Annotated in this window: 2 protein-coding genes; both read left to right on the forward strand. The window is 76.4% G+C overall.

Annotated elements, in window-relative coordinates:
* Positions 1-5: 5 nt before the first annotated feature.
* Entirely contained in the window at positions 6-11,405 is an 11,400-nt protein-coding gene (locus tag QWU11_RS24170) for a type I polyketide synthase (protein WP_290116672.1), read from the forward strand.
* Positions 11,405-22,630 (forward strand): type I polyketide synthase, encoded by an 11,226-nt coding sequence (locus QWU11_RS24175; protein WP_290116673.1) that lies wholly within the window; start codon positions 11,405-11,407, stop codon positions 22,628-22,630. The genes QWU11_RS24170 and QWU11_RS24175 overlap by 1 nt, the downstream gene beginning before the upstream one ends.
* Positions 22,631-22,694 lie beyond the last annotated feature (64 nt).

The raw sequence follows: 22,694 nt of genomic DNA on the forward strand, positions 1-22,694 counted from the left end.
CGCGGATGGTCAGCGAGGAGAAGCTGGTCGACTACCTGCGGCGGGTCACCACCGACCTGCACGACACGCGACGCCGGCTGCGTGAGGCGGAGGAACGCGACGCCGAGCCGGTGGCCGTGGTCGGGGCCGCGTGCCGGTTCCCCGGCGGGGTCGGATCCCCAGAGGACCTGTGGGAACTGGTCGTCTCCGGGGGCGACGTCATGGGCGCCTTCCCGGCCGACCGCGGCTGGGACCTGGACGGCCTGTTCCACCCGGACTCCGGACGGCCGGGCACGAGTCTCGCCCGCGAGGGCGGTTTCATCGACGGCGCCGGCCTGTTCGACCCGGAGTTCTTCGGGGTCAGCCACCGCGAGGCGCTCACGCTCGACCCCCAGCAGCGCCTGCTGCTGGAGGTGTCGTGGGAGCTGCTGGAACGCTCCGGCATCGACCCGGCCACCCTGAAGGGCAGCCGTACCGGCGTCTACGCCGGCACCGCGCTCCCCGGTTTCGGCGCCCCGGCCGACCCGGAGGCCGAGGGCTACCTGATCACCGGCAACGCGCCGAGCGTCCTGTCCGGCCGCGTCGCGTACACGCTCGGCCTGGAGGGGCCGGCGGTGACGATCGACACCGCGTGCTCGTCCTCGCTGGTCGCCGTCCACCTGGCGAGTCACGCGCTGCGGCGGGGCGAGTGCACGCTCGCGCTGGCGGGCGGCGTCACCGTGATGTCCAGCCCGGACGTGTTCACCGAGTTCTCCCGGCAGCGCGGGCTCGCGCCCGACGGCCGGTGCAAGCCGTTCTCGGAGGCGGCCGACGGCACCGGCTTTTCCGAGGGCGTCGGGCTGGTGCTGCTCGAACGCCTGTCCGACGCGCGCCGCAACGGGCACGAGGTGCTCGCGGTGATCCGCGGCTCGGCGGTCAACCAGGACGGGGCCAGCAACGGGCTGACCGCGCCGAACGGCCCCTCCCAGCAGCGGGTGATCCGGCAGGCGCTGGAGTCGGCGCGGCTGTCGGCGGCCGACGTGGACGCGGTCGAGGCCCACGGGACCGGCACCCGGCTGGGCGACCCGATCGAGGCGCGCGCCCTGCTCACCACGTACGGGCGGGAGCGTGAGGACGGCCGTCCGCTGCTGCTCGGCGCCGTCAAGTCCAACCTCGGGCACACCCAGGGCGCGGCGGGCGTCGCCGGCCTGCTGAAGATGATCATGGCGCTGCGGAACGAGCGGCTGCCCGCCACCCTCCACGCCGACCGGCCGACCCCGGACGTGGACTGGGACACCGGCGCGGTCGAGCTGCTCACCGAGGCCGTACCGTGGCCGCGCGGGACCCGTACGCGCCGCGCCGGGGTGTCGTCGTTCGGCATCTCGGGCACCAACGCCCATCTGATCGTCGAGGAGCCGCCCGCTCCGGAGCCCGCCGCCGGACCCGCCCCGGAGCCGGAGATCGTGGCCTGGCCGCTGTCGGCGCGCGCCCCCGAGGCGCTGACGGCGCAGGCGGAGGCGCTCGCCGGCCACGTGGCCGCGCGGCCCGAGACCGCCGTCGCCGACCTGGCCTGGTCCCTCGCCCGGACCCGTACGCCCTTCGAGCACCGCGCGGTGATCATCGGCGGGGACCGCGAGGAGCTGGGCGCCGGGCTGACCGCGCTCGCCGGGGGACGGGACCGCCACCCGGGCCTGACCCGCGGAGCGGGACCCGTACGCGACGGCGACACCGCGTTCCTGTTCACCGGCCAGGGCAGCCAGCGGCCCGGCATGGGCGGGGAGCTGTACCGCGCGTTCCCGGCGTTCGCCGCCGCGTTCGACGACGTCGGCGCGCACCTGGACCCGCTGCTGGGCCGCTCGCTCCGCGACCTCGTCTTCGCCCCGGACGGCGACGAGCTGGACCGTACGGAGGCGACCCAGGCCGCGCTCTTCGCGCTGGAGGTCGCACTGTTCCGGCTGGCCGAGTCGTTCGGGGTCGTCCCGGACTACCTGACCGGCCACTCGGTGGGCGAGATCGCCGCCGCGCACGTCGCCGGCGTGCTGTCGCTGCCGGACGCCTGCACTCTGGTCGCCGCGCGCGGCCGCCTGATGCAGGCCCTGCCTGCGGGCGGCGCGATGATCGCCGTCCAGGCCGCCGAGGACGACGTCCTCCCCCTGCTCGCCGGGCGCGAGGACCGCGTGTCGCTCGCCGCCGTCAACGGCCCGGCGGCGGTGGTCCTGTCCGGCGAGGAGGACGACGTCGAGGCGATCGCCGGCCGGCTGCGGGACGCGGGGTGCAAGACCAAGCGGCTGCGGGTCAGCCACGCGTTCCACTCGCCGCGCCTCGACCCGATGCTGGAGGACTTCCGCGAGGTCGCACGCGGCCTGACCTACGACGCCCCGCGCGTTCCGGTGATCTCGAACCTCACGGGCGAGATCGCCGGGGCGGCGCGGCTCGCCGACCCCGAATACTGGGTCCGGCACGTCCGCGAACCCGTGCGGTTCGCCGACGGCCTGCGGACCCTGCGTGCCGAAGGCGTGGTCCGCCACCTGGAGCTCGGCCCGGCCCCGGTGCTCACCGCGATGGCCGAGGAGTGCCTCGCCGGCGAGGGGCCCGGCGTGTACGCCGCGGTCCTGCGCAAGGACCGGCCCGAGGCGCGTACGTTCCTCACGGCCCTGGCCGGCATCTACGCGGACGGCGCCGCGGTCGACTTCGCGGCGGCGCTGCCGGCCGGCGCACGGGCGGTCCCGCTGCCGACGTACCGCTTCCAGCGCCGGCGCTACTGGCGCCCGGCCCCGGACGCGGCCGTGGCGGACGCCGCCGGCGTACGCGCGGCGGAGCACCCGCTGCTGCGGACCGTGGTCGAGCCGGCCACCGGGGAGCTGCTCCTCACCGGCCGCCTGTCCACGCGTACGCACGGGTGGCTGGCGGACCACGACATCGCCGGCTCGACGCCGCTGCCCGCCACCGCGCTCCTCGAACTCGCGCTGGCCGCGGCGAGCCGGGCCGGCTGCGACCTGGTCGAGGACCTGACGCTGGAGGCCCCGCTCCTGCTGCCGTCCGCGGGAGCGGCCGACGTGCAGGTCTCGGTGTCGGCCCCCGACGACGCCGGACGCCGTACGGTCGTCGTCTACTCGCGCCCCGGCGACGCGACGGCCTGGGCGCGGCACGCGACCGGGACACTCGGCGTGGACGCCGGCACCGCGCCGCCCGCGGGGCCTGCGGCCTGGCCGCCGCCCGGGGCGGCCGAGATCGACGTCGACGCGCTCTACGCCGGTCTCGCCGGGCAGGGCTACCGGTACGGCCCGTCGTTCCGCGGCGTCCAGGCCGCCTGGCGCCTCGGCGACGAGCTGTTCGCGGACGTCCGGCTCACCCCCGACCGGCAGGGCGAGGCGCGGGAGTACGCCGTGCACCCGGCGCTGCTCGACAGCGCCCTGCACACGATCGACGAGCTCTACACCGAGGACGGCACGACCGTACGCCTGCCGGTGTCGTTCTCCGGCGTGCGCGTGCACACGCCCGGCCTGGCCCGGCTGCGCGTCCAGATCACCCCGGACGGCGCGGACGCGTTCACGCTGACCCTGACCGGCGCCGACGGCGCCCCGGCCCTCGGCGTCGAGGGTCTCGGCCTCCGCGCGGTCTCGGCCGGCCGCTGGCGTGCGGCCCACACGGTCGCCGACGACTCCCTGTACCGCCTGGACTGGCAGCCGCCGGCCGCGTCGCCCGCGGCGCCGCCCGCACGCGTGGCGGTCGCCGGGCCGGACGACCTCGGGCTGGGGACCGCGTACCCGGACCTCGCCGCGCTGCGGGCGTCGGCCGGCGAACCGGCCCCCGACCTGGTCGTCCTGCCCTGCCCGGAGGGCACGGACGGCGACGACGTGCCCGCACGGGTCCGCGCCGTCACCGGGGAGGTGCTCACCGCCCTCCAGGACTGGCTGACCGGCGAACCCCTCACGGACGGCCCTCTCGTCGTCGTGACGAGGGACGCCCTCACCGACCCGGCGAGCGCGGCCGTGCAGGGCCTGGTCCGCGCGGCGCAGGCCGAACACCCCGGCCGGGTCGCGCTCCTCGACCTGGACGCCGAGGCCACGCCCGGCGCCGTACGGGACGCCCTCGCCGCGGGCGAGCCGCAGGCGGCGGTACGCGCCGGGGCCGTCGTCGTCCCGCGCCTGGTACGGGCACGGGCGGCCGACGACGCCGGGCGCCGGCTCGACCCCGACGGCACCGTCCTCATCACCGGCGGCACGGGCGCGCTCGGCCGCGCGGTCGCCCGGCACCTCGCGACCGCGCACGGCGTGCGGCACCTGCTGCTCGTGGGCCGCAGCGGCGGCACCGCCGAGGAGTTCGCCGGCCTCGACGCCGACGTACGGGTCGCCGCGTGCGACGCCTCCGACCCGGAGGCGCTGTCCGCCCTGCTCGCCTCGGTCCCCGCCGGCCACCCGCTGACCGCCGTCGTGCACGCCGCCGGGGTCGTCGACGACGGCGTCGTCACCTCGCTGACGCCCGAGCGGCTCGACGCCGTCCTCGCCCCCAAGGTGGACGGCGCCTGGAACCTGCACCACCTGACCCGGGACCGCGACCTCGCGGCGTTCGTGCTGTTCTCCTCGGCCGCCGCCGTCCTCGGCAACGCCGGCCAGGGCAACTACGCCGCGGCGAACGCCTCCCTCGACGCCCTGGCCCGGCACCGCCACGCCGAGGGGCTGCCGGCGACGTCGCTCGCGTGGGGTCCCTGGGCGGGCGGAGGCATGGCCGGCGACCTCGGCCGGACCGACGCGGACCGCGTCGGCCGTACGGGCGTCCTGCCCCTCACCCCGGACCAGGCGCTCGCGCTGCTCGACACGGCGCTCGCGTCGGGCGAGCCCGCCCTGGTGCCGATCCGGCTCGACCGCACCGCGCCGGACGCGTCCTCGCCGGTGCTGCGCGGCCTGGTGCGCGGGCGCGGGCCGGCCGGGGCGGCGTCCGCCGCGCCGGGGTCCTGGGCCGAGCGCGTCGCGGCCCTGCCCGAGCCCGAGCGTGAGCCGGTCATCCGCGCGGCCGTACGCGACCAGGTCGCCGGCGTGTTGGCGCACCCGGACCCGGAGGCCCTCGACCTCACCCGGCCGTTCCAGGACCTCGGCTTCGACTCCCTCACCGCGCTGGAGCTGCGCAACGGGCTCGCCACGGCCACCGGCGTCGCGCTCCCCAGCACCGTCGTCTTCGACCACCCGACGCCCGAGGCCGTCGTCCGCCATCTGCGTACGGCGCTGGTCGGCGGGCCGTCGCCCGCGCGGGCCCGGACCGCCGCGGAGACGGCCGCCGGCGACCCGATCGTCATCGTCGGCATGGCCTGCCGCTACCCGGGCGGCGTGGACTCGCCGGAGGACCTGTGGGACCTGGTGTCCCGGGGCACGGACGCGGTCGGGGACTTCCCCGCGAACCGCGGCTGGGACCTCGCGGGCCTCTACGATCCGGACCCGGACCGCCCGGGCCACAGCTACACGAGCGAGGGCGGGTTCCTCTACGACGCGGACCTGTTCGACCCGGCGTTCTTCGGGATCAGCCCGCGTGAGGCCGTGGCGATGGATCCGCAGCAGCGGCTGCTGCTGGAGACCGCCTGGCAGGCGTTCGAACGCGCGGGCATCGACCCGGCGACGCTGCGCGGCAGCGACACCGGCGTGATCACCGGTGTCATGTACGACGACTACGGAAGCCGCTTCCTCGGCCGGATCCCGGCCGAGGTCGAAGGCCGGCTCATGCCCGGCAGCCTGCCGAGCGTCGTGTCGGGCCGGCTGGCGTACACGTTCGGCCTGGAGGGGCCGGCGGTGACGGTGGACACGGCGTGTTCGTCGTCGCTGGTGGCGATGCATCTGGCGGCGCAGTCGCTGCGGCAGGGGGAGTGCTCCCTGGCGCTGGCGGGCGGGGTGACCGTGATGGCCACGCCCAACACGTTCGTGGAGTTCTCGCGGCAGCGGGGGCTCTCGGCGGACGGCCGGTGCAAGGCGTTCTCGGCGGCGGCGGACGGTACGGGCTGGGCCGAGGGTGTGGGCCTGGTCGTGCTGGAGCGGCTGTCGGACGCGGAGCGCAACGGGCACCGGATCCTCGCGATCCTGCGTGGATCGGCGATCAACCAGGACGGCGCCAGCAACGGCCTGACCGCGCCGAACGGGCCGTCGCAGGAGCGGGTGATCCGCGCCGCGCTGGCCGGCGCTGGGGTGTCCCCGGGCGAGGTGGACGCCGTCGAGGCGCACGGGACCGGCACGACCCTGGGCGACCCGGTCGAGGCGCAGGCGCTGCTCGCCACCTACGGAACGGACCGCGCCGGGGACCGGCCGCTGTGGCTGGGGACGGTGAAGTCCAACATCGGGCACACGCAGGCGGCGGCGGGTGTGGCGGGTGTGATCAAGATGGTGATGGCGCTGCGGCACGGGGTGCTGCCCGCGACGTTGCACGTGGACGAGCCGTCGCCGCATGTTGACTGGACGGCGGGTGAGGTGCGGCTGCTGACCGAGGCGGTGGACTGGCCGGAGAACGGCCGCCCCCGCCGCGCGGGAGTCTCCTCGTTCGGCTTCTCCGGCACCAACGCCCACCTGATCCTCGAACAGCCCCCCGAGCCGGAGGACACGCCCGGCCCGGCCGAGGGCACCGCGCCGTGGGTGGTCTCGGCGCGGAGCGAGGAGGCGTTGCGGGCCCTGTCCGGGCGGCTGGCCGCGTTCGTGACCGCGCACCCGGACCTGACATCGGCCCAGGTGGGCTGGTCGCTGGTCAGGTCGCGCGCGACGTTCGAGCATCGCGCCGTTGTGGTCGGGGACGACCGGGCGGCGGCGCTGGCGGCGCTCGCGGAGGACGAGGTCCATCCGGACGTCGTGACGGGACGGGCGCGTACGGGCGGGGCCGGTCCCGTGCTCGTCTTCCCGGGCCAGGGCTCGCAGTGGGTGGGCATGGGCGCGCGGCTCCTGGACGAGTCGCCGGTGTTCGCGGCGCGCGTCGCCGAGTGCGAGGAGGCGCTGGCGCCGTACGTCGACTGGTCCCTGAACGAGGTGCTGCGCGGCGGTGACCTGGGGCGCGTCGACGTCGTCCAGCCGGCCCTCTGGGCGGTGATGGTGTCGCTCGCCGCCGTGTGGGCCGAGCACGGGGTCGCGCCCTCCGCGGTCGTGGGCCACAGCCAGGGAGAGATCGCCGCCGCCTGCGTGGCCGGAGCGCTGTCGCTCGCGGACGGCGCCCGCGTCGTGGCGGTCCGCGCCCGCGCGCTGCGGCGTCTGGCGGGCTCGGGCGCGATGGCCTCGCTCGGAGTCGGAGCCGAGGAGGCCGCCGAACTGATCGACGGGACCGAGGGCGTCGTGGTGGCGGCGGTCAACGGGCCGGTCTCGACGGTGATCTCCGGCCCGCCCGAGCCGGTGGCGGCCGTGGTGGCCGCCGCGGAGGAGCGGGGTCACCGCGCGCGGCTGATCGAGGTGGACTACGCCTCGCACGGCCCGCAGGTGGACGAGATCGCCGGCGAGCTGGCCGAGGCGCTGGCCGGGGTCGGCCCGGTCACGGGCGGAGTGGCGTTCTACTCCACCGTCACCGGCGGGCGAGCCGACCCGGCGAGCCTGGACGCGGCCTACTGGGTGCGGAACCTGCGTCAGCCGGTCCGTTTCGCCGACACCGTCGCGGCGCTGCTGGCCGACGGGCACCGCGCCTTCATCGAGGCCAGCCCGCACCCGGTGCTGACCCCGGGGATCGAGGCGTCCGCCGACCAGGCGGAGGTCCAGGCCGTCGCCCTGCCCACGCTCCGCCGTGACCAGGACGGCGCCGATCAGGTCGCCCGCGCGCTCGCCCAGGCGTTCACGCTCGGGGTCGAGGTCGACTGGACCCGCTCCTACGACCCCGCCCCGCGCGTCGTCGACCTGCCGACCTACGCCTTCCAGCGCGAGCGCTACTGGCTGGCCATGGAGGACACGGCGGTACGGGTCGCCGACCTCGGGCTCACGTCGACCGGTCACCCGGTGATCGAGGCCGTCGTGGAGCCCGCCGACGGCGACGGCCGCGTCCTCACCGGGCGCGTGTCGCGGCAGCGGATCCCCTGGCTCACCGACCACACGGTCGCGGGCACCGTGCTCGTCCCCGGCGCGGCCCAGCTGGAATGGGCCCTGCGCGCCGCCGACGAGACCGGCTGCACCGGCGTCGAGGAGCTCGTCCTCCACGCCCCCCTGGTCGTGCCCGCGCCGGGCGGCCTGGACGTCCAGGTCACCGTCGGTGCCGCGGGAGACGACGGCCGCCGCGAGGTGGGCGTGTACTCCCGCGTCGACCAGGACACCGCGTGGGCCTGCCACGCGACCGGCGTGCTCGGCACGGAGCCGGCCGCCGCGAGCGCGCCGCCGGAGGGCGTCTGGCCGCCGGCCGGGGCCGAGCCGGTCGACACCACGGGCTTCTACCGCGACACCGAGGACGTCGGCTACGGCTACGGCCCCGCCTTCCAGGGCGTGCGGGCCGTGTGGCGGCACGGCGCCGACGTGCTCGCCGAGCTCGAACTGCCCGGCGTCGTGGAGGACCGGGACGGCTTCGGCGTCCACCCCGCGCTCCTGGACGCCGCGCTGCACCCGCTCCTCCTGATCGGGGACTTCAGGGACGGGCGGGTCTGGCTCCCCTTCACCTGGAGCGGGGTGACGCTGCACGCCGCGGGCGCCACGTCGGTCCGCGTCCGCCTGTCGCCGCTGGGCGAGGGGCTCGACCAGGGCGTACGGCTCAGCGTCACCGACACGGCCGGCGCCCCTGTACTCGACGTGGCCTCGGTCGTCCTCCGGCAGGCCGGCGACCGGCGGCTCCGGGCGGCCGGAGCGGGCGGCACCGGCGACGTCTTCGCCGTCGAGTGGGTGCCGGTCCCGGCCGACTCGGCACCGCAGGAGTACGAGGTCGCCGAGGTGGACTCGGCGGAGGAGGCCCTGGCCCGGGTGAAGGACGCGGTCGCCGACGGCCGGCGGCTCGCGGTCGTCACGCGCGGCGCGGTGGGGGAGGACCCGGATCCGGACGCGGCGGCGGTGTGGGGCCTGGTGCGCAGCGCCCAGGCCGAGCACCCGGACCGGCTGGTCCTGGCCGACCTCGGCGAGGACGGGGACCTCGACGTCGCCCTGCGGTCCGGCGAACCCCAGGTGGCGGTGCGCGGCGGCCGGGCCCTGGCGCCCCGCCTGACGCGGTGCGGCACGCCCCGGGCCCTGGCGGGCCCGGCCGGCGAGCCCGCCTGGCGGCTCGGCATGTCCGGACCGGCCACGCTGGACACGGTCGCGGCCGTCGGCTGCGGCGAGGTGCTGGAGCCCCTGAGCGAGGGCCACGTACGGGTCGAGGTCCGGGTCGCGGGGGTCAACTTCCGCGACGTGCTGATCGCGCTGGGGATGTACCCCGACGCCGACGGCGTGTTCTACGGCACCGAGGGCGCCGGAGTGGTGACCGCGGTCGGGCCCGGGGTCTCGGGACTCTCGCCCGGCGATCGGGTGATGGGCATCTTCCCGGGCGCCTTCGGCACGATGGCGGTGGCCGACGAGCGGATGGTCACCGCGATCCCCGGCGAGTGGGACTTCGACGTCGCCGCAGGCGTCCCGGTCGCGTTCCTGACCGCCTGGTACGGGCTGGTGGAGCTGGCCGGCCTGAGCGCCGGGGAGTCGGTGCTGGTGCACGCGGCCACCGGCGGCGTCGGCATGGCCGCGGTCCAGATCGCCCGCCATCTGGGCGCGGAGGTGTTCGCGACCGCGAGCCCGCCCAAGCACGAGGTCCTGGAGAAGATGGGGATCGACGCGGACCACCGCGCGTCCTCGCGTGACCTGGAGTTCGCCGAACGGTTCCGCGCCGCGACCGGCGACCGCGGCGTCGACGTGGTGCTGAACGCGCTGGCCGGGGAGTTCACCGACGCCTCGCTGCGGCTGCTGGCGCCGGACGGGCGCTTCGTGGAGATGGGCAAGACCGACGTCCGCTCCGACCCCGGCGTCTGGTACCGCGCGTTCGACCTGGTGACGGGCGCGGGCCCGGACCTGATCGCCGCCATGCTGGAGCGGCTGCGCACGCTGTTCGGCCAGGGAGACCTGGAGCCGCTGCCCCTGCGGCGGTGGCCGCTGGGGCGGGCGCGTGAGGCGTTCCGGGAGATGAGCCAGGCCCGGCACGTCGGCAAGGTCGTCCTGGAGGTCCCGCCGGCCTTCGACCCCGACGGCACCGTACTGATCACCGGCGGCACCGGTGTCCTGGGCGGCCTGGTCGCCGAGCACCTGGTCCGTACGTGGGGCGCCCGGCACGTGGTCCTGGTCGGCCGCCGCGGCCTCGACGGCCCTCCGGTCAGGGAGCTGGACGCCGACGTACGGGTCGTCGCGGCCGACGTGTCCGACGCGGACGCGGTGGCGGAACTGGTGAAGGGGATCGATCCGGCGCATCCGCTGACCGGGGTGGTCCACGCCGCCGGCGTCATCGACGACGGCCTGATCACCGACATGAGCCCCGAACGGCTGCGCGGCGTGTGGGGCCCCAAGGCGACCGGCCTGGCCAACCTGCACGACGCCACCGCCGGCGTCCGGCTGAGCTTCTTCGTGGTGTTCTCCTCCGCCGCCGCGGTGCTGGGCAGCCCGGGGCAGGCCAACTACGCCGCCGCCAACGCCTACTGCGACGCGCTGATCGCCCGCCGGCGTGCCCAGGGCCTGCCCGGCCAGTCCATCGCGTGGGGCCTGTGGGAGCACACGAGCGCGATGACCACCCACCTCACCGACGCCGACCTGACCCGCCTGCGGCGCAGCGGGTTCACCCCGCTCGGCGACGAGCAGGGAACCGCGCTCCTCGACCTCGCCTGCGAGGAGGGCGGGGCGCACGTCGTCGCGCTCAACCTCGACCCCCACGCGCTGGCCCGGCAGCCGGTGCCCGCCCTGCTGCGCTCGCTGGTGACCACGACGGCGGCCCGCCGGCGGCCGGCCGCGTCGGGGGCCGGTGAGTCGTCCGCCGGCCTGGAGAGCCGCCTGGCCGGGATGTCCGAGGCCGAACGGCGGACCACGATGCTGAACCTCGTGAGCGCGCACGCCGCCGCGGTGCTGGGCCACCGCGACTCGGACACCGTACGCGCCGACACCGCGTTCAAGGAGCTGGGCTTTGACTCCCTCACGGCGGTCGAACTGCGCAACCGGCTCTCCGCGGCCACCGGGCTGCGCCTGCCCGCGGCCGTCGTCTTCGACTATCCGCACGCGACCGTGCTCGCCGGCCACCTGCTGGAGCGGCTGGCGCACGGCGGCGCGCAGGCCGCGCCCGCCGACGCCGTCGAGCCGGTCCTCGGCGACCTGGGCCGGATCGAGGGCGTCCTGGGCGCGCTCGCCCTGGACCAGGCCGCGCGCGAGCGGGTCGCCCGCCGGCTGCGCGGGCTGATCGCGAGTCTCGACGGCGAACGGGCCGCCCCGGCGGGGGCCGCCGACGTCGAGGGCGCGTCGGACGAGGAGATGTTCGCGCTCATCGACCAGCAACTGCGATCGTCTGGGAACGAGGGCTGATGTCGAGCACGGAAGACAGGCTGCGCCAGTATCTCAAGCGGGTGACGGTCGACCTGGGGGAGACCCGTCAGCGCCTGCAGGAGATGGAGGAGCGCGGCCGGGAACCGGTGGCCGTCGTCGGCATGGCCTGCCGTTATCCCGGTGGCGTGCGCTCGCCGGAGGACCTGTGGAAACTCGTCACGACCGGCCGGGACGCCATCTCCGGGTTCCCGGCGAACCGCGGCTGGGACCTGGAGGCGCTCTACCACCCCGACCCCGACCACCCGGGCACCTCCTACGCGCGCGAAGGCGGGTTCCTCGACGACGCGGACCTGTTCGACGCCGCGTTCTTCGGCATCAGCCCGCGTGAGGCGGCGGCGATGGAGCCGCAGCAGCGGGCGCTGCTGGAGACCACGTGGGAGACGCTCGAACGCGCCGGCATCGACCCGGTGTCGCTGCGGTCGACGCCGACCGGCGTCTTCGTCGGCGCCGGCCTGCCCGGCTGGGGCACGCCGCACACGGACGAGCAGGCCGAGGGCTACCTCCTGACCGGCAAGGCCCTCAGCGTGCTGTCGGGCCGGGTGGCTTACACCCTCGGCCTGGAGGGCCCGGCGGTGACGGTGGACACGGCGTGCTCGTCGTCGCTGGTGGCGATGCACCTGGCGGCGCAGTCGCTGCGGCAGGGAGAGTGTTCGCTGGCCCTGGCCGGCGGCGTGACCGTGCTGAGCACGCCCGGCGGGTTCACCGAGTTCTCCCGCCAGCGGGGGCTGTCCCCGGACGGCCGGTGCAAGTCCTTCGCGGCGGCGGCCGACGGCACCGGCTTCTCCGAGGGCGTCGGGCTGCTCCTGCTGGAGAAACTGTCGGACGCCCGGCGCAACGGCCACCGCGTCCTGGCGACCATCCGCGGCTCGGCGATCAACCAGGACGGCGCCAGCAACGGGCTGACCGCGCCGAACGGCCCGTCACAGCGGCGGGTGATCCGCGCGGCGCTGGCCGGCGCCGACCTGTCCGCCACGGAGGTCGACGCGGTCGAGGCGCACGGAACCGGAACCAGGCTCGGTGACCCGATCGAGGCCGACGCGCTGCTCGCCACGTACGGGCAGGGCCGTGACGAGGACAGGCCGCTGTGGCTGGGGTCGATCAAGTCGAACATCGGGCACTCCCAGGGCGCGGCGGGCGTCGCCGGCGTGATCAAGATGATCATGGCGCTGCGGCACGGAGTGCTGCCCGCGACGCTGCACGTCGACGAGCCGACGCCGAACGCCGACTGGTCGGCCGGCGAGGTGCGGCTGCTGACCGAGGCGGTGGACTGGCCGGAGACCGGCCGCCCGCGCCGCGCCGGAATCTCGGCGTTCGGCATGTCCGGCACGAACGCCCACGTGATCGTCGAACAGGCGCCGGAGCCGGAGGCCGCGCCCGCGGATCCGCCGAGGCTTCCGTGGGTGCTCTCCGCCCGTACCGAAGAGGGGCTGAGCGCGCAGGCCGGGCGGCTCGCCGGGCACCTGGCCGCCCACCCCGAGCTGACCTCCGCCGAGGTGGGCTGGGCGCTGGCCGGGTCGCGGTCGGTGTTCGAGCACCGCGCGGTGGTCCTCGGGGACGAACCGGCGGCGGCCCTGACGGCCCTGGCGGACGGCCGGGACCACCCGGACGTCGTGCGGGACCAGGCGGTCCCGGGCGGCCCGGGACCGGTGCTGGTCTTTCCCGGCCAGGGTTCGCAGTGGGCCGGGATGGGCGCCCGGCTGCTGGAGGAGTCACCGGTCTTCGCCGCGCGGATGGCCGAGTGCGAACGGGCCCTGGCGCCGCACGTGGACTGGTCGCTGACCGAGGTGGTCCGCGGGGACGGCTCCGAGCTGGCCCGTGTGGACGTCGTGCAGCCGGCCCTGTGGGCCGTGATGGTCTCACTGGCAGCCGTGTGGGCCGACCACGGTGTCGTCCCGGCGGCGGTGGTCGGGCACAGCCAGGGCGAGATGGCCGCCGCCTGCGTCGCCGGAGTCCTGTCGATCGAGGACGCCGCCACGATCGTCGCCGTACGCGGCAAGGCGCTGCGCGCGCTGGCCGGGCACGGCGCCATGGCCTCCCTCGGCGTCGGTGCCGAACAGGCCGAGTCGCTGCTGACCGGCGACGTGGTGATCGCGGCCGTCAACAGTCCCTCCTCCACGGTCGTCTCCGGCCCGCCCGAGCAGGTGCGCGACGTCGTCACCACCGCCCAGGCCCAGGAGCTGCGGGCGCGGCTTATCGACGTGGACTACGCCTCCCACAGTCCGCAGATCGACCGGATCGCCGGCGAGCTCACCACCGCCCTCGCCGGGATCACCCCGGCCACCGGGCAGGCCGTCGCGTACTACTCGGCCGTGACCGCCGGCCGGATCGACACCACGACCCTGGGTACCGACTACTGGGTCACCAACCTGCGGCGACCGGTCCGTTTCGCCGACGCGATCACGGCCCTGCTCGCCGACGGCTACCGGACCTTCATCGAGGCCAGCCCCCATCCGGTGCTGACGCCGGGCATCGAGGAGTGCGTCGACCAGGCCGCCGTGCCGGCCACCGCGCTGCCCACGCTGCGCCGCGACCAGGGCGACCTCGCGCGGCTCACCCGGTCGATCGCCGCCGCGTTCACCACCGGGACCGGCGTCGACTGGACCCACGGCGCCCCCGCCGCCCGCGTCGTCGACCTGCCCACCTACCCCTTCCAGCGGACGCGGTTCCGCCTGTCGAACGGCCGCTGCGCCGGCCGGCCCGCGGACCTCGGCCTGACCGCGATCGGTCACCCCATCCTCGGGGCCGCCGTGGAGCCGGCCGAGACCGGCGAGCGGCTGCTCACCGGGCGGGTGTCGCGGCAGGCCCTCCCGTGGCTGGCCGACCACGAGGTCGCGGGGGCTCCGCTCGTTCCGGGCGCGGCCCTGGTGGAGTGGGCGCTCCGGGCGGCCGACGAGGCCGGCTGCGCCGGCGTGGAGGAGCTCGTCCTCCACGCGCCCACCGTGCTGCCCCGCTCGGGCGAGCTCACCGTCCAGGTGGCGGTCGGCGAGCCCGGCGGCGACGGGCGGCGCGAGGTACGCGTCTTCTCCCGCGCCGGCGACGGCGACACCTGGACGTGCCACGCGAGCGGCCTGCTCGGCGACGTGCCCGCACGCGCGGCGACGGACGGCGAATGGCCGCCGCCGGGTGCGGAGCGAGTCGGTGTCGAAGGGCTCTACGACCAGGCCGCGGAGGCGGGCTACGCGTACGGGCCGGCGTTCCAGGGCGTCCGCGCGCTGTGGCGCCGTGACGGTGAGCTGTTCGCCGAGGTGGCGCTGCCGGAGGCCGCGGGCGCGGCCGACGGGTTCGGCGTCCACCCCGCGCTGCTGGACGCCGCGCTGCATCCGCTCCTGCCGATGGCCACCTCCGGCGAGGACGTGGCCCTGCTGCCGTTCAGCTGGAGCGGCGTGTCGCTGCACGCCGCCGAGGCGACCGCGATCCGCGTGACGATCTCTCCGCTGGAGTCCGGGCCCGAGCGGGCGTTCCGGCTGTCGGCGACGGACCCCGCCGGCGCTCCCGTCTTCGACGTGGACGCGATGGCGGTCCGCCCCGCCGACGTGGGCGACCTGGCGGCCGCCGCCAGGGAGGACGACGCGCGCGGGCTGTTCGCCCTGGAGTGGACGCCCCACCAGCCGGTACGCGCGGCGGAGGAATGGCTCGAACTGGAGGACCTGGACGCGTCCGCGGGCGCACCCCCGGTCGTGGTCGCCCCGGTCGACACCGGCGGTGGGCTCGCGGCGTCCGAACGCGTCCTCGCGCTGCTCCAGCGCTGGCTGACCGATCCGGACGTCGCCGAGTCCCGCCTGGTCCTGGTCACCCGGGGCGCGGTCGCGACCGAGGACCCCGACCCGAGCGGCGCGGCGGTATGGGGGCTGGTCCGCAGCGCCCAGGCCGAGCACCCCGGCCGGTTCACGCTGGCCGACCTCGACGCCGGGACCGGCGTCGCCGCGGCCGTCGAGGTGGTGGACCCGGCCGAGCCGCAGCTGGCGGTCCGCGACGGCGCGGCGCTGGTGCCGCGGCTCGCCCGCGCGAGCGCGGACACCGGCTCTCCCACGACGCTCGACCCGGACGGCACCGTCCTGATCGTCGGCGGCACGGGCGTCCTCGGCGGCCTGCTCGCCGAGCACCTCGTACGCTCCGGGCAGACCGCCCGCCTGCTGCTGACCGGCCGGCGCGGCCCGGACGCCCCGGGCGCGGAGGACCTCGTGGCGCGGCTGACCGGCCTCGGCGCGGACGTCGAGGTCGCCGCGCTCGACGTCGCCGACCCGGCCGCGGTGACCGGTCTCATCGGCGGCATCGACCCCGCGCACCCGCTGACCGGGGTCGTCCACGCCGCCGGGCTGCTCGACGACGCCGTGATCACGTCCCAGACGCCGGAGGGCCTGGCCCGGGTGTGGGCGGTGAAGGCGGCGGGCGCGGCCAACCTGCACGCGGCGACGGAGCACCTGCCGCTGGGGATGTTCGTGCTGTTCTCCTCGGCGGCCTCGCTCCTGGGCAGCCCCGGGCAGGCCAACTACGCCGCCGCGAACGCCTTCTGCGACGCGCTCGCCCAGCACCGCCGCGGCCGCGGGCTGCCCGGGCTCTCGATCGCGTGGGGCCTGTGGGCCGACTCCAGCGCGATGACCGGCGGCCTCACCGACGCCGACCTGGCGCGCATGGGCCGCGGAGGGATCACCCCGCTGCCCGGCGACCGGGCGCTCGCCCTGTTCGAGGCGGCCGTGCGGTCCGGCCGGGCGGACGTGGTGGCGGCCGACCTCGATCCGCGCGCGATCTCCGCGGACGACGTGCCGGCGGTGCTGCGCGGCCTGGCCGGGCGTACGCGGCGCCGGCCGGCGGCCGGCTCCGTGGCGGCGGAGACGGACGCGCTCGCGCGGCTGGAGCCGGAACGCCGGCGCGCGGTGCTGACCGACCTCGTACGGGAACGCGCGGCGACGGTGCTGGGACACGCCTCCCCGGACGGGATCGACACCGGCGTGTCGTTCAAGGAGCTGGGCCTGGACTCGCTGACGGCGGTGGAGCTGCGCAACCGGCTCGCGGCCGCGACCGGCCTGCGCCTGCCCGCGACGCTCGTCTTCGACTACCCGACGCCCGAGGCGCTCGGCGAGCACCTGGCCTCCCGCTTCGCCGAGGGGAGGACCGCGGCGGCCCCGGCGCGGGCGGCGGCCCGGCCGGACGAGCCGATCGCGATCGTCTCGATGGCGTGCCGCTATCCCGGAGGCGTCGCGTCGCCGGAGGACCTGTGGCGGCTGGTCGCCTCCGGGGAGGACGCCGTCGGTGGGTTCCCCGCCGACCGCGGCTGGGACCTCGGCGCGCTGTACCACCCCGACGCCGACCACCCCGGCACCACCTACGCGCGCGAGGGCGGGTTCCTGGACGACGCCACGCGCTTCGACGCGGAGTTCTTCGGTGTCAACCCGCGCGAGGCGCTGGCCGCCGACCCGCAGCAGCGGCTCCTGCTGGAGGCCGCCTGGGAGACGTTCGAGCGCGCCGGCATCGCCCCGGCCTCGCTCAAGGGCACGCCGACGGGCGTGTACACGGGCCTGATGTACCACGACTACGGCGCCGGGACGGCCTCGCGCGACGCCCGCCTGGAGGGCTACGCCTGGCTGGCCGGCTCGGGCAGCGTCCTGTCCGGCCGCGTCGCGTTCACCTTCGGGCTTGAAGGGCCGGCGGTGACGGTGGACACGGCGTGTTCGTCGTCGCTGGTGGCGATGCACCTCGCGTCCCAGGCGCTGCGGCAGGGCGAGTGCGACCTCGCGCTCGCGGGCGGCGTGACGGTGATGGCGACGCCCGACCACTTCGTCGACTTCGCCCGGCAGCGCGGGCTGGCACGGGACGGGCGGTGCAAGGCGTTCGCGGCGGCGGCCGACGGCACGGGCCTGTCCGAGGGCGTCGGCCTGGTGCTGCTGGAACGCCTGTCGGACGCGCGCCGCAACGGCCACCAGGTGCTCGCGGTGATCCGCGGCTCGGCGGTCAACCAGGACGGGGCGAGCAACGGGCTGACCGCGCCGAACGGCCCCGCGCAGGAGCGCGTGATCCGGGCGGCGCTGGGGACGGCCGGCGTGCGCGCCGCCGACGTGGACGCCGTGGAGGCCCATGGCACCGGAACCGCGCTCGGCGACCCGATCGAGGCGCAGGCGCTGCTGGCGACGTACGGCGAGGACCGGCCCGCCGACCGCCCGCTGTGGCTCGGCACGATCAAGTCCAACCTCGGCCACACCCAGGCCGCCGCCGGCGTCGCGGGCGTCATCAAGATGGTGATGGCCATGCGGAACGGCGTCCTGCCTGCCACGCTGCACGTCGACGAGCCGTCGCCGCACGTGGACTGGTCGCCGGGGACCGTACGGCTGCTGACCGAACCCGTGCCGTGGACCGGCGCCGGCCGGCCGCGCAGGGCCGGGATCTCCTCCTTCGGCGCGTCGGGGACGAACGCGCACCTGATCGTGGAGCAGGCCGCCGAGGAGGCCCCGCCCGAGCCGTCCGCGCCCGTGGGCGTGGTGCCGTGGGTGGTGTCGGCGCGCAGCGACGCGGCGCTGCGGGCTCAGGCCCGGCGGCTGAAGGAGTTCGCCGCCGACCCCGGGCTGTCGCCCGTCGACGTGGGCTGGTCGCTGGCCACGGTGCGGCAGCCGCTCGAGCGCCGCGCGGTGGTGCTGGGCGGCTCCCGTGAGGAGCTGCTGGCGGGCCTGGACACCGCACTCCCGGGCGTACGGGTGCCGGGCGGCACGGTGTGGCTGTTCAGCGGCCAGGGCGGCCAGCGCGCGGGCATGGGCGCGGGGCTGTACGGGCGGTTCCCGGTGTTCGCGGAGGCCTTCGACGAGGTCTGCGGCCTGCTCGGCCCGCACCTCGAACACGACCTGGCCTCGGTCGTTCTCACCGGGACGCCCGACGTGCTGGACCACACCACGTACGCGCAGACCGGGCTGTTCGCGCTCCAGGTCGCACTGGCGCGGCTGCTGGGCGCGGCGGGCGTCGTCCCCGAGACGGTCATCGGCCACTCGATCGGCGAGGTGGCCGCCGCGCACGTCGCCGGGGTCCTCGACCTGGAGGACGCGTGCCGGCTGGTCGCCGCGCGCGCCACGCTGATGGGGCGGCTGCCCGCCGGCGGCGCGATGGTGGCGGTCCAGGCGGAGGCGGCGGAGCTGGAGGAGACGCTGCCCGAAGGCGTGGGCATCGCGACGCTCAACACCCCCGGTAACTCGGTGGTGTCGGGCCCGGAGGACCTCGTCGGCCGGGTCGAGGAGCACTGGGCCGGGCAGGGCCGCAAGACCAAGCGCCTGACGGTCAGCCACGCCTTCCACTCGGCGCTGATGGAGCCGATGCTGGAGGACTTCGCCGAGGCCATCGGCGGCCTCTCCTTCCGCGAACCGGTGATCCCGCTGGTCAGCACGCTGACCGGAGAGGCCGGGGAGCCGGCGATCACCACGCCCGCCTACTGGGTGCGGCAGGTCCGCGAACCCGTGCGCTTCCACGCCGCCGTCACCCAGGTGGCCGGGCAGGCAGGTGTCTTCCTCGAACTCGGCCCCGACCCGGTGCTGGCCACCGCCGTACAGCAGACCCTCGACGAGGCGGTCGCCGTCGCCACGCTCAGCACCGACCACCCGGACACCGTCGCGTTCGGGCAGGCCCTCGCCCGGCTCCACGGCGCCGGGCTCCCCGTCGACTGGACCCCGTGGTTCCCCGGTGCCCCGCACATCGTCGACCTGCCCACCTACGCCTTCCAGCGCGACCGGTTCTGGCTGAGCGACCAGGGAGGGAACGGCCCGGACACCACGCTGGAGCAGGCGGACGGCGGCTACCTCATCAGCGGGGAGATCTCCGCCGCCTCCAGCTGGCCGGCCGACCACGTCATCGGCGGGGCGGCCGTACTGCCCGGCACCGCGCTGCTCGGATGGGCGCTGCGCGCGGCCGACGAGGCCGGCTGCTCCGGAGTGGAGGAGCTGACCCTCCAGGCGCCCCTCGTCCTGCCCTCTTCGGGCGGGCTCCGCGTCCAGGTGACGGCCGGACCGGCCGACGAGACCGGCCGGCGCGACGTGCACGTCTACTCGCGCCAGGACGCCGGCTGGCTGTGCCACGCGGCCGGCACGCTGACCGCCGATCCGGTGGACACCGCGGAGCCGCAGGCCGGTCAGTGGCCCCCGGCCGGGGCGACGCCGCTGGACGTGGCGGGCTTCTACGCGGACGCCGCTGCGGCGGGTTATGAGTACGGACCGTCGTTCCAGGGACTCTGCGCCGCCTGGCAGGACGGCGATGACCTGCTCGCCGACGTGGTGCTGCCCGAGGCCGCCGGCGGAGCGTCCGGCTGCGGCCTGCACCCCGCCCTGCTGGACGCGGCCCTGCACCCGCTGCTCGCCGACCAGCTGCACAGCGGGGCGCTCTGGCTCCCCTTCACCTGGAGCGGCGTGGCGCTGCATGCCGTCGACGCGAGCGCGGTCCGCGTACGGCTGTCCCGCGACGGCGAGAGCGTGCGGCTCGTGGTCGCCGACGCCGACGGCGCACCGGTGCTCACGGCGGAGTCGGTCCACATGCGCCCGGCCGATCCGAGGCGTTTCCGCGCCGGTGTGAACGGCCTGTTCGCGCTGGAGTGGACCCCGGCGCCCGAGCCGTACGACGCTCCCCAGGACGATGACGTCGTCACCGAGGTGAGCACGGCGGAGGAGGCACTGGCGCTGCTGGCCGAGGCCGGCGACCGGCGCCTGATGGTCGTCACCCGCGGGGCGGTCGGGGACGACCCCGACCCGGACGCGGCGGCGGTCTGGGGCCTGGTGCGGAGCGCCCAGGCCGAGAACCCCGGCCGGTTCGTCCTCGTCGATCTGGAGGAGGACGCGGAGCTCGCGGCGGCGTCCCGGTACGCGGTCGAACCGCAGGTCGCCGTTCGTGACGGCAGGCCGCTCGTGCCGCGTCTGGTCCGTTCCGGCACGTCGCCGGAGCTCGCCGGCCCGCCCGGGGAGCGCGCGTGGCGGGTCAGCGCCGAAGGCGCGTCGACCCTGGACGAGGTGGCGGTGCGGCCCTGCCCCGTCGAGCCGCTCGGCGACGGCGAGGTGCGGATCGAGGTACGCGCCGCTGGCGTGAACTTCCGCGACGTGATGATCTCGCTGGGCCTGGTCCCGGCCACCGGCGACATCGGCGGCGAGGGCGCCGGTGTGGTGACCGAGGTGGGCTCCGGGGTCACGGGCCTCGCGGTGGGCGATCGCGTCATGGGCGTGTTCGGCGGGGCGTTCGGCCCGGTGGCGGTGGCGGACGCGCGCATGGTGGCGCCGGTCCCCGGCGGCTGGCGGCTCGACCAGGCGGCCGGGGTGTCGGTGGCGTTCCTGACGGCCTGGTACGGGCTGGTGGAGCTGGCGGGCCTGCGGGCGGGGGAGTCGGTGCTGGTGCACGCCGCCACGGGCGGCGTGGGGATGGCGGCGGTGCAGATCGCCCGCCACCTGGGCGCGGAGGTGTACGCGACGGCGAGCCCGGCCAAGCACGCCGTGCTGGAGGAGATGGGCGTCGACGCGGCGCACCGCGCGTCCTCCCGTGACCTCGCCTTCGAAGGCCAGATCCGGGACGCGACCGGCGGCCGGGGCGTGGACGTGGTGCTCAACGCCCTCGCGGGGGAGTTCACGGACGCGTCGTTGCGGCTGCTGGCCGGGAACGGCCGGTTCGCGGAGATGGGCAAGACGGACATCCGTGACCCCGAGGACATCGCCCGGGACCACCCCGGCGTCCACTACCAGGCCTTCGACCTGATCACCGGTGCCGGCCCCGACCTGATCGGGGAGATGCTGGGGCGGCTGTGCGGACTGTTCGGGGAGGAGACGTTGCGGCCGCTGCCGGTGCGGTCGTGGCCGCTGGCCCGGGCGCGTACGGCGTTCCGGACGATGAGCCGGGCGCAGCACGTCGGAAAGGTCGTACTGGAGGTTCCGTCGCCGTTCGACCCGGAGGGCACCGTGCTGATCACCGGCGGCACGGGGACCTTGGGAGAGGCGGTCGCCGAGCACCTGGTGAAGGCGTGGGGGGTCCGGCACCTGGTGCTGGCGAGCCGCCGCGGCCCGGACGCCCCGGGCGCCGGGGAGCTGGCCGGGCGGCTGGAGGCCGAGGTGGACGTTCGGGCCCTGGACGCCGGAGACCCGGCGGCGGTGGCCGAGCTGGTGGCCGGGATCGATCCGGAACACCCGCTGACCGGCGTGATCCACGCCGCGGGCGTGACCGACGACGGGCTGGTCGCCGATCTGACGCCGGAACGGCTGGCGCGCGTGTGGGAGCCGAAGGCGGCCGGGCTGGCGAACCTGCACGCGGCGACCGCCGGGGCGCGGCTGAGCTTCTTCGTGGTGTTCTCCTCGGCGGCGGCGACTCTGGGCAGCCCGGGCCAGGCGAACTACGCGGCGGCCAACGCGTACTGCGACGCGCTGGTGGCGCGGCGGCGCGCGGCCGGGCTGCCGGGCCTGTCCATCGCCTGGGGCCTGTGGGAGCAGGCCAGCGGCATGACCGGCGACCTGACCGACGCGGACCTGGCCCGCATGCGGCGCGGCGGGCTGCGGCCGCTGACGACCGACCACGCGCTCGCGCTCCTGGACGCGGCGGTGGGCGACGGACGTTCCCGCCTGGTCGCGTTCGACCTCGACACCGCCGCGCTGTCAGAACCGGTCCCGGAGGTCCTGCGCGAACTCGCCGCCCGGTCCGCGCCCCGGCGTACGGCGGCGCAGGCCCGGCCCGCCGACCTCGCGGCGGAGCTCACCGGCCTGCCGCCGGACGAACGGCGGCACGCCATCCTCGAACTCGTCCGCACCCACGCCGCCGCGACGCTCGGCCGCGCCGACACCGACGCGGTACACCCGGAGACCAAGTTCAAGGACCTGGGCTTCGACTCACTCACCGGCGTCGAACTGCGCAACCGCCTGGCGGCGGCCACGGGCCTGCGCCTGCCACCGGCGCTGGTGTTCGACTGCCCCGACCCGGCGGGCCTGGCCGACTACCTGCACGAACGGCTGTGCCCGGATGACTCGGCCGTCCCCGGCCCGGCGGCCCTCGACTCGGCGCTCGACGAGGTGGCCAGGCTGGAGGGCGTACTCACCGCCCTCCCGGGCGACGGCCTGGACTCCGAGGCGGTCACGGCGCGGCTGGAGGCCCTGCTGGGAACCTGGAAGGCGTCCCGCGCCCGGACCAACGGCGGCGGCGCCGCCCGGCGCCTGGAAGTGGCGACCGCCGACCAGGTGCTCGACTTCATCGACAACGAGCTCGGCCTGTCGTGAACGGGTGAGCCGCCGCGCGGCACGAAGCCGCCCCCTCCATCGTGCCGGAGGGGGCGGCTTCGGG

The organism is Actinomadura sp. DC4 (assembly GCF_030406325.1).
Taxonomy (GTDB): domain Bacteria; phylum Actinomycetota; class Actinomycetes; order Streptosporangiales; family Streptosporangiaceae; genus Actinoallomurus.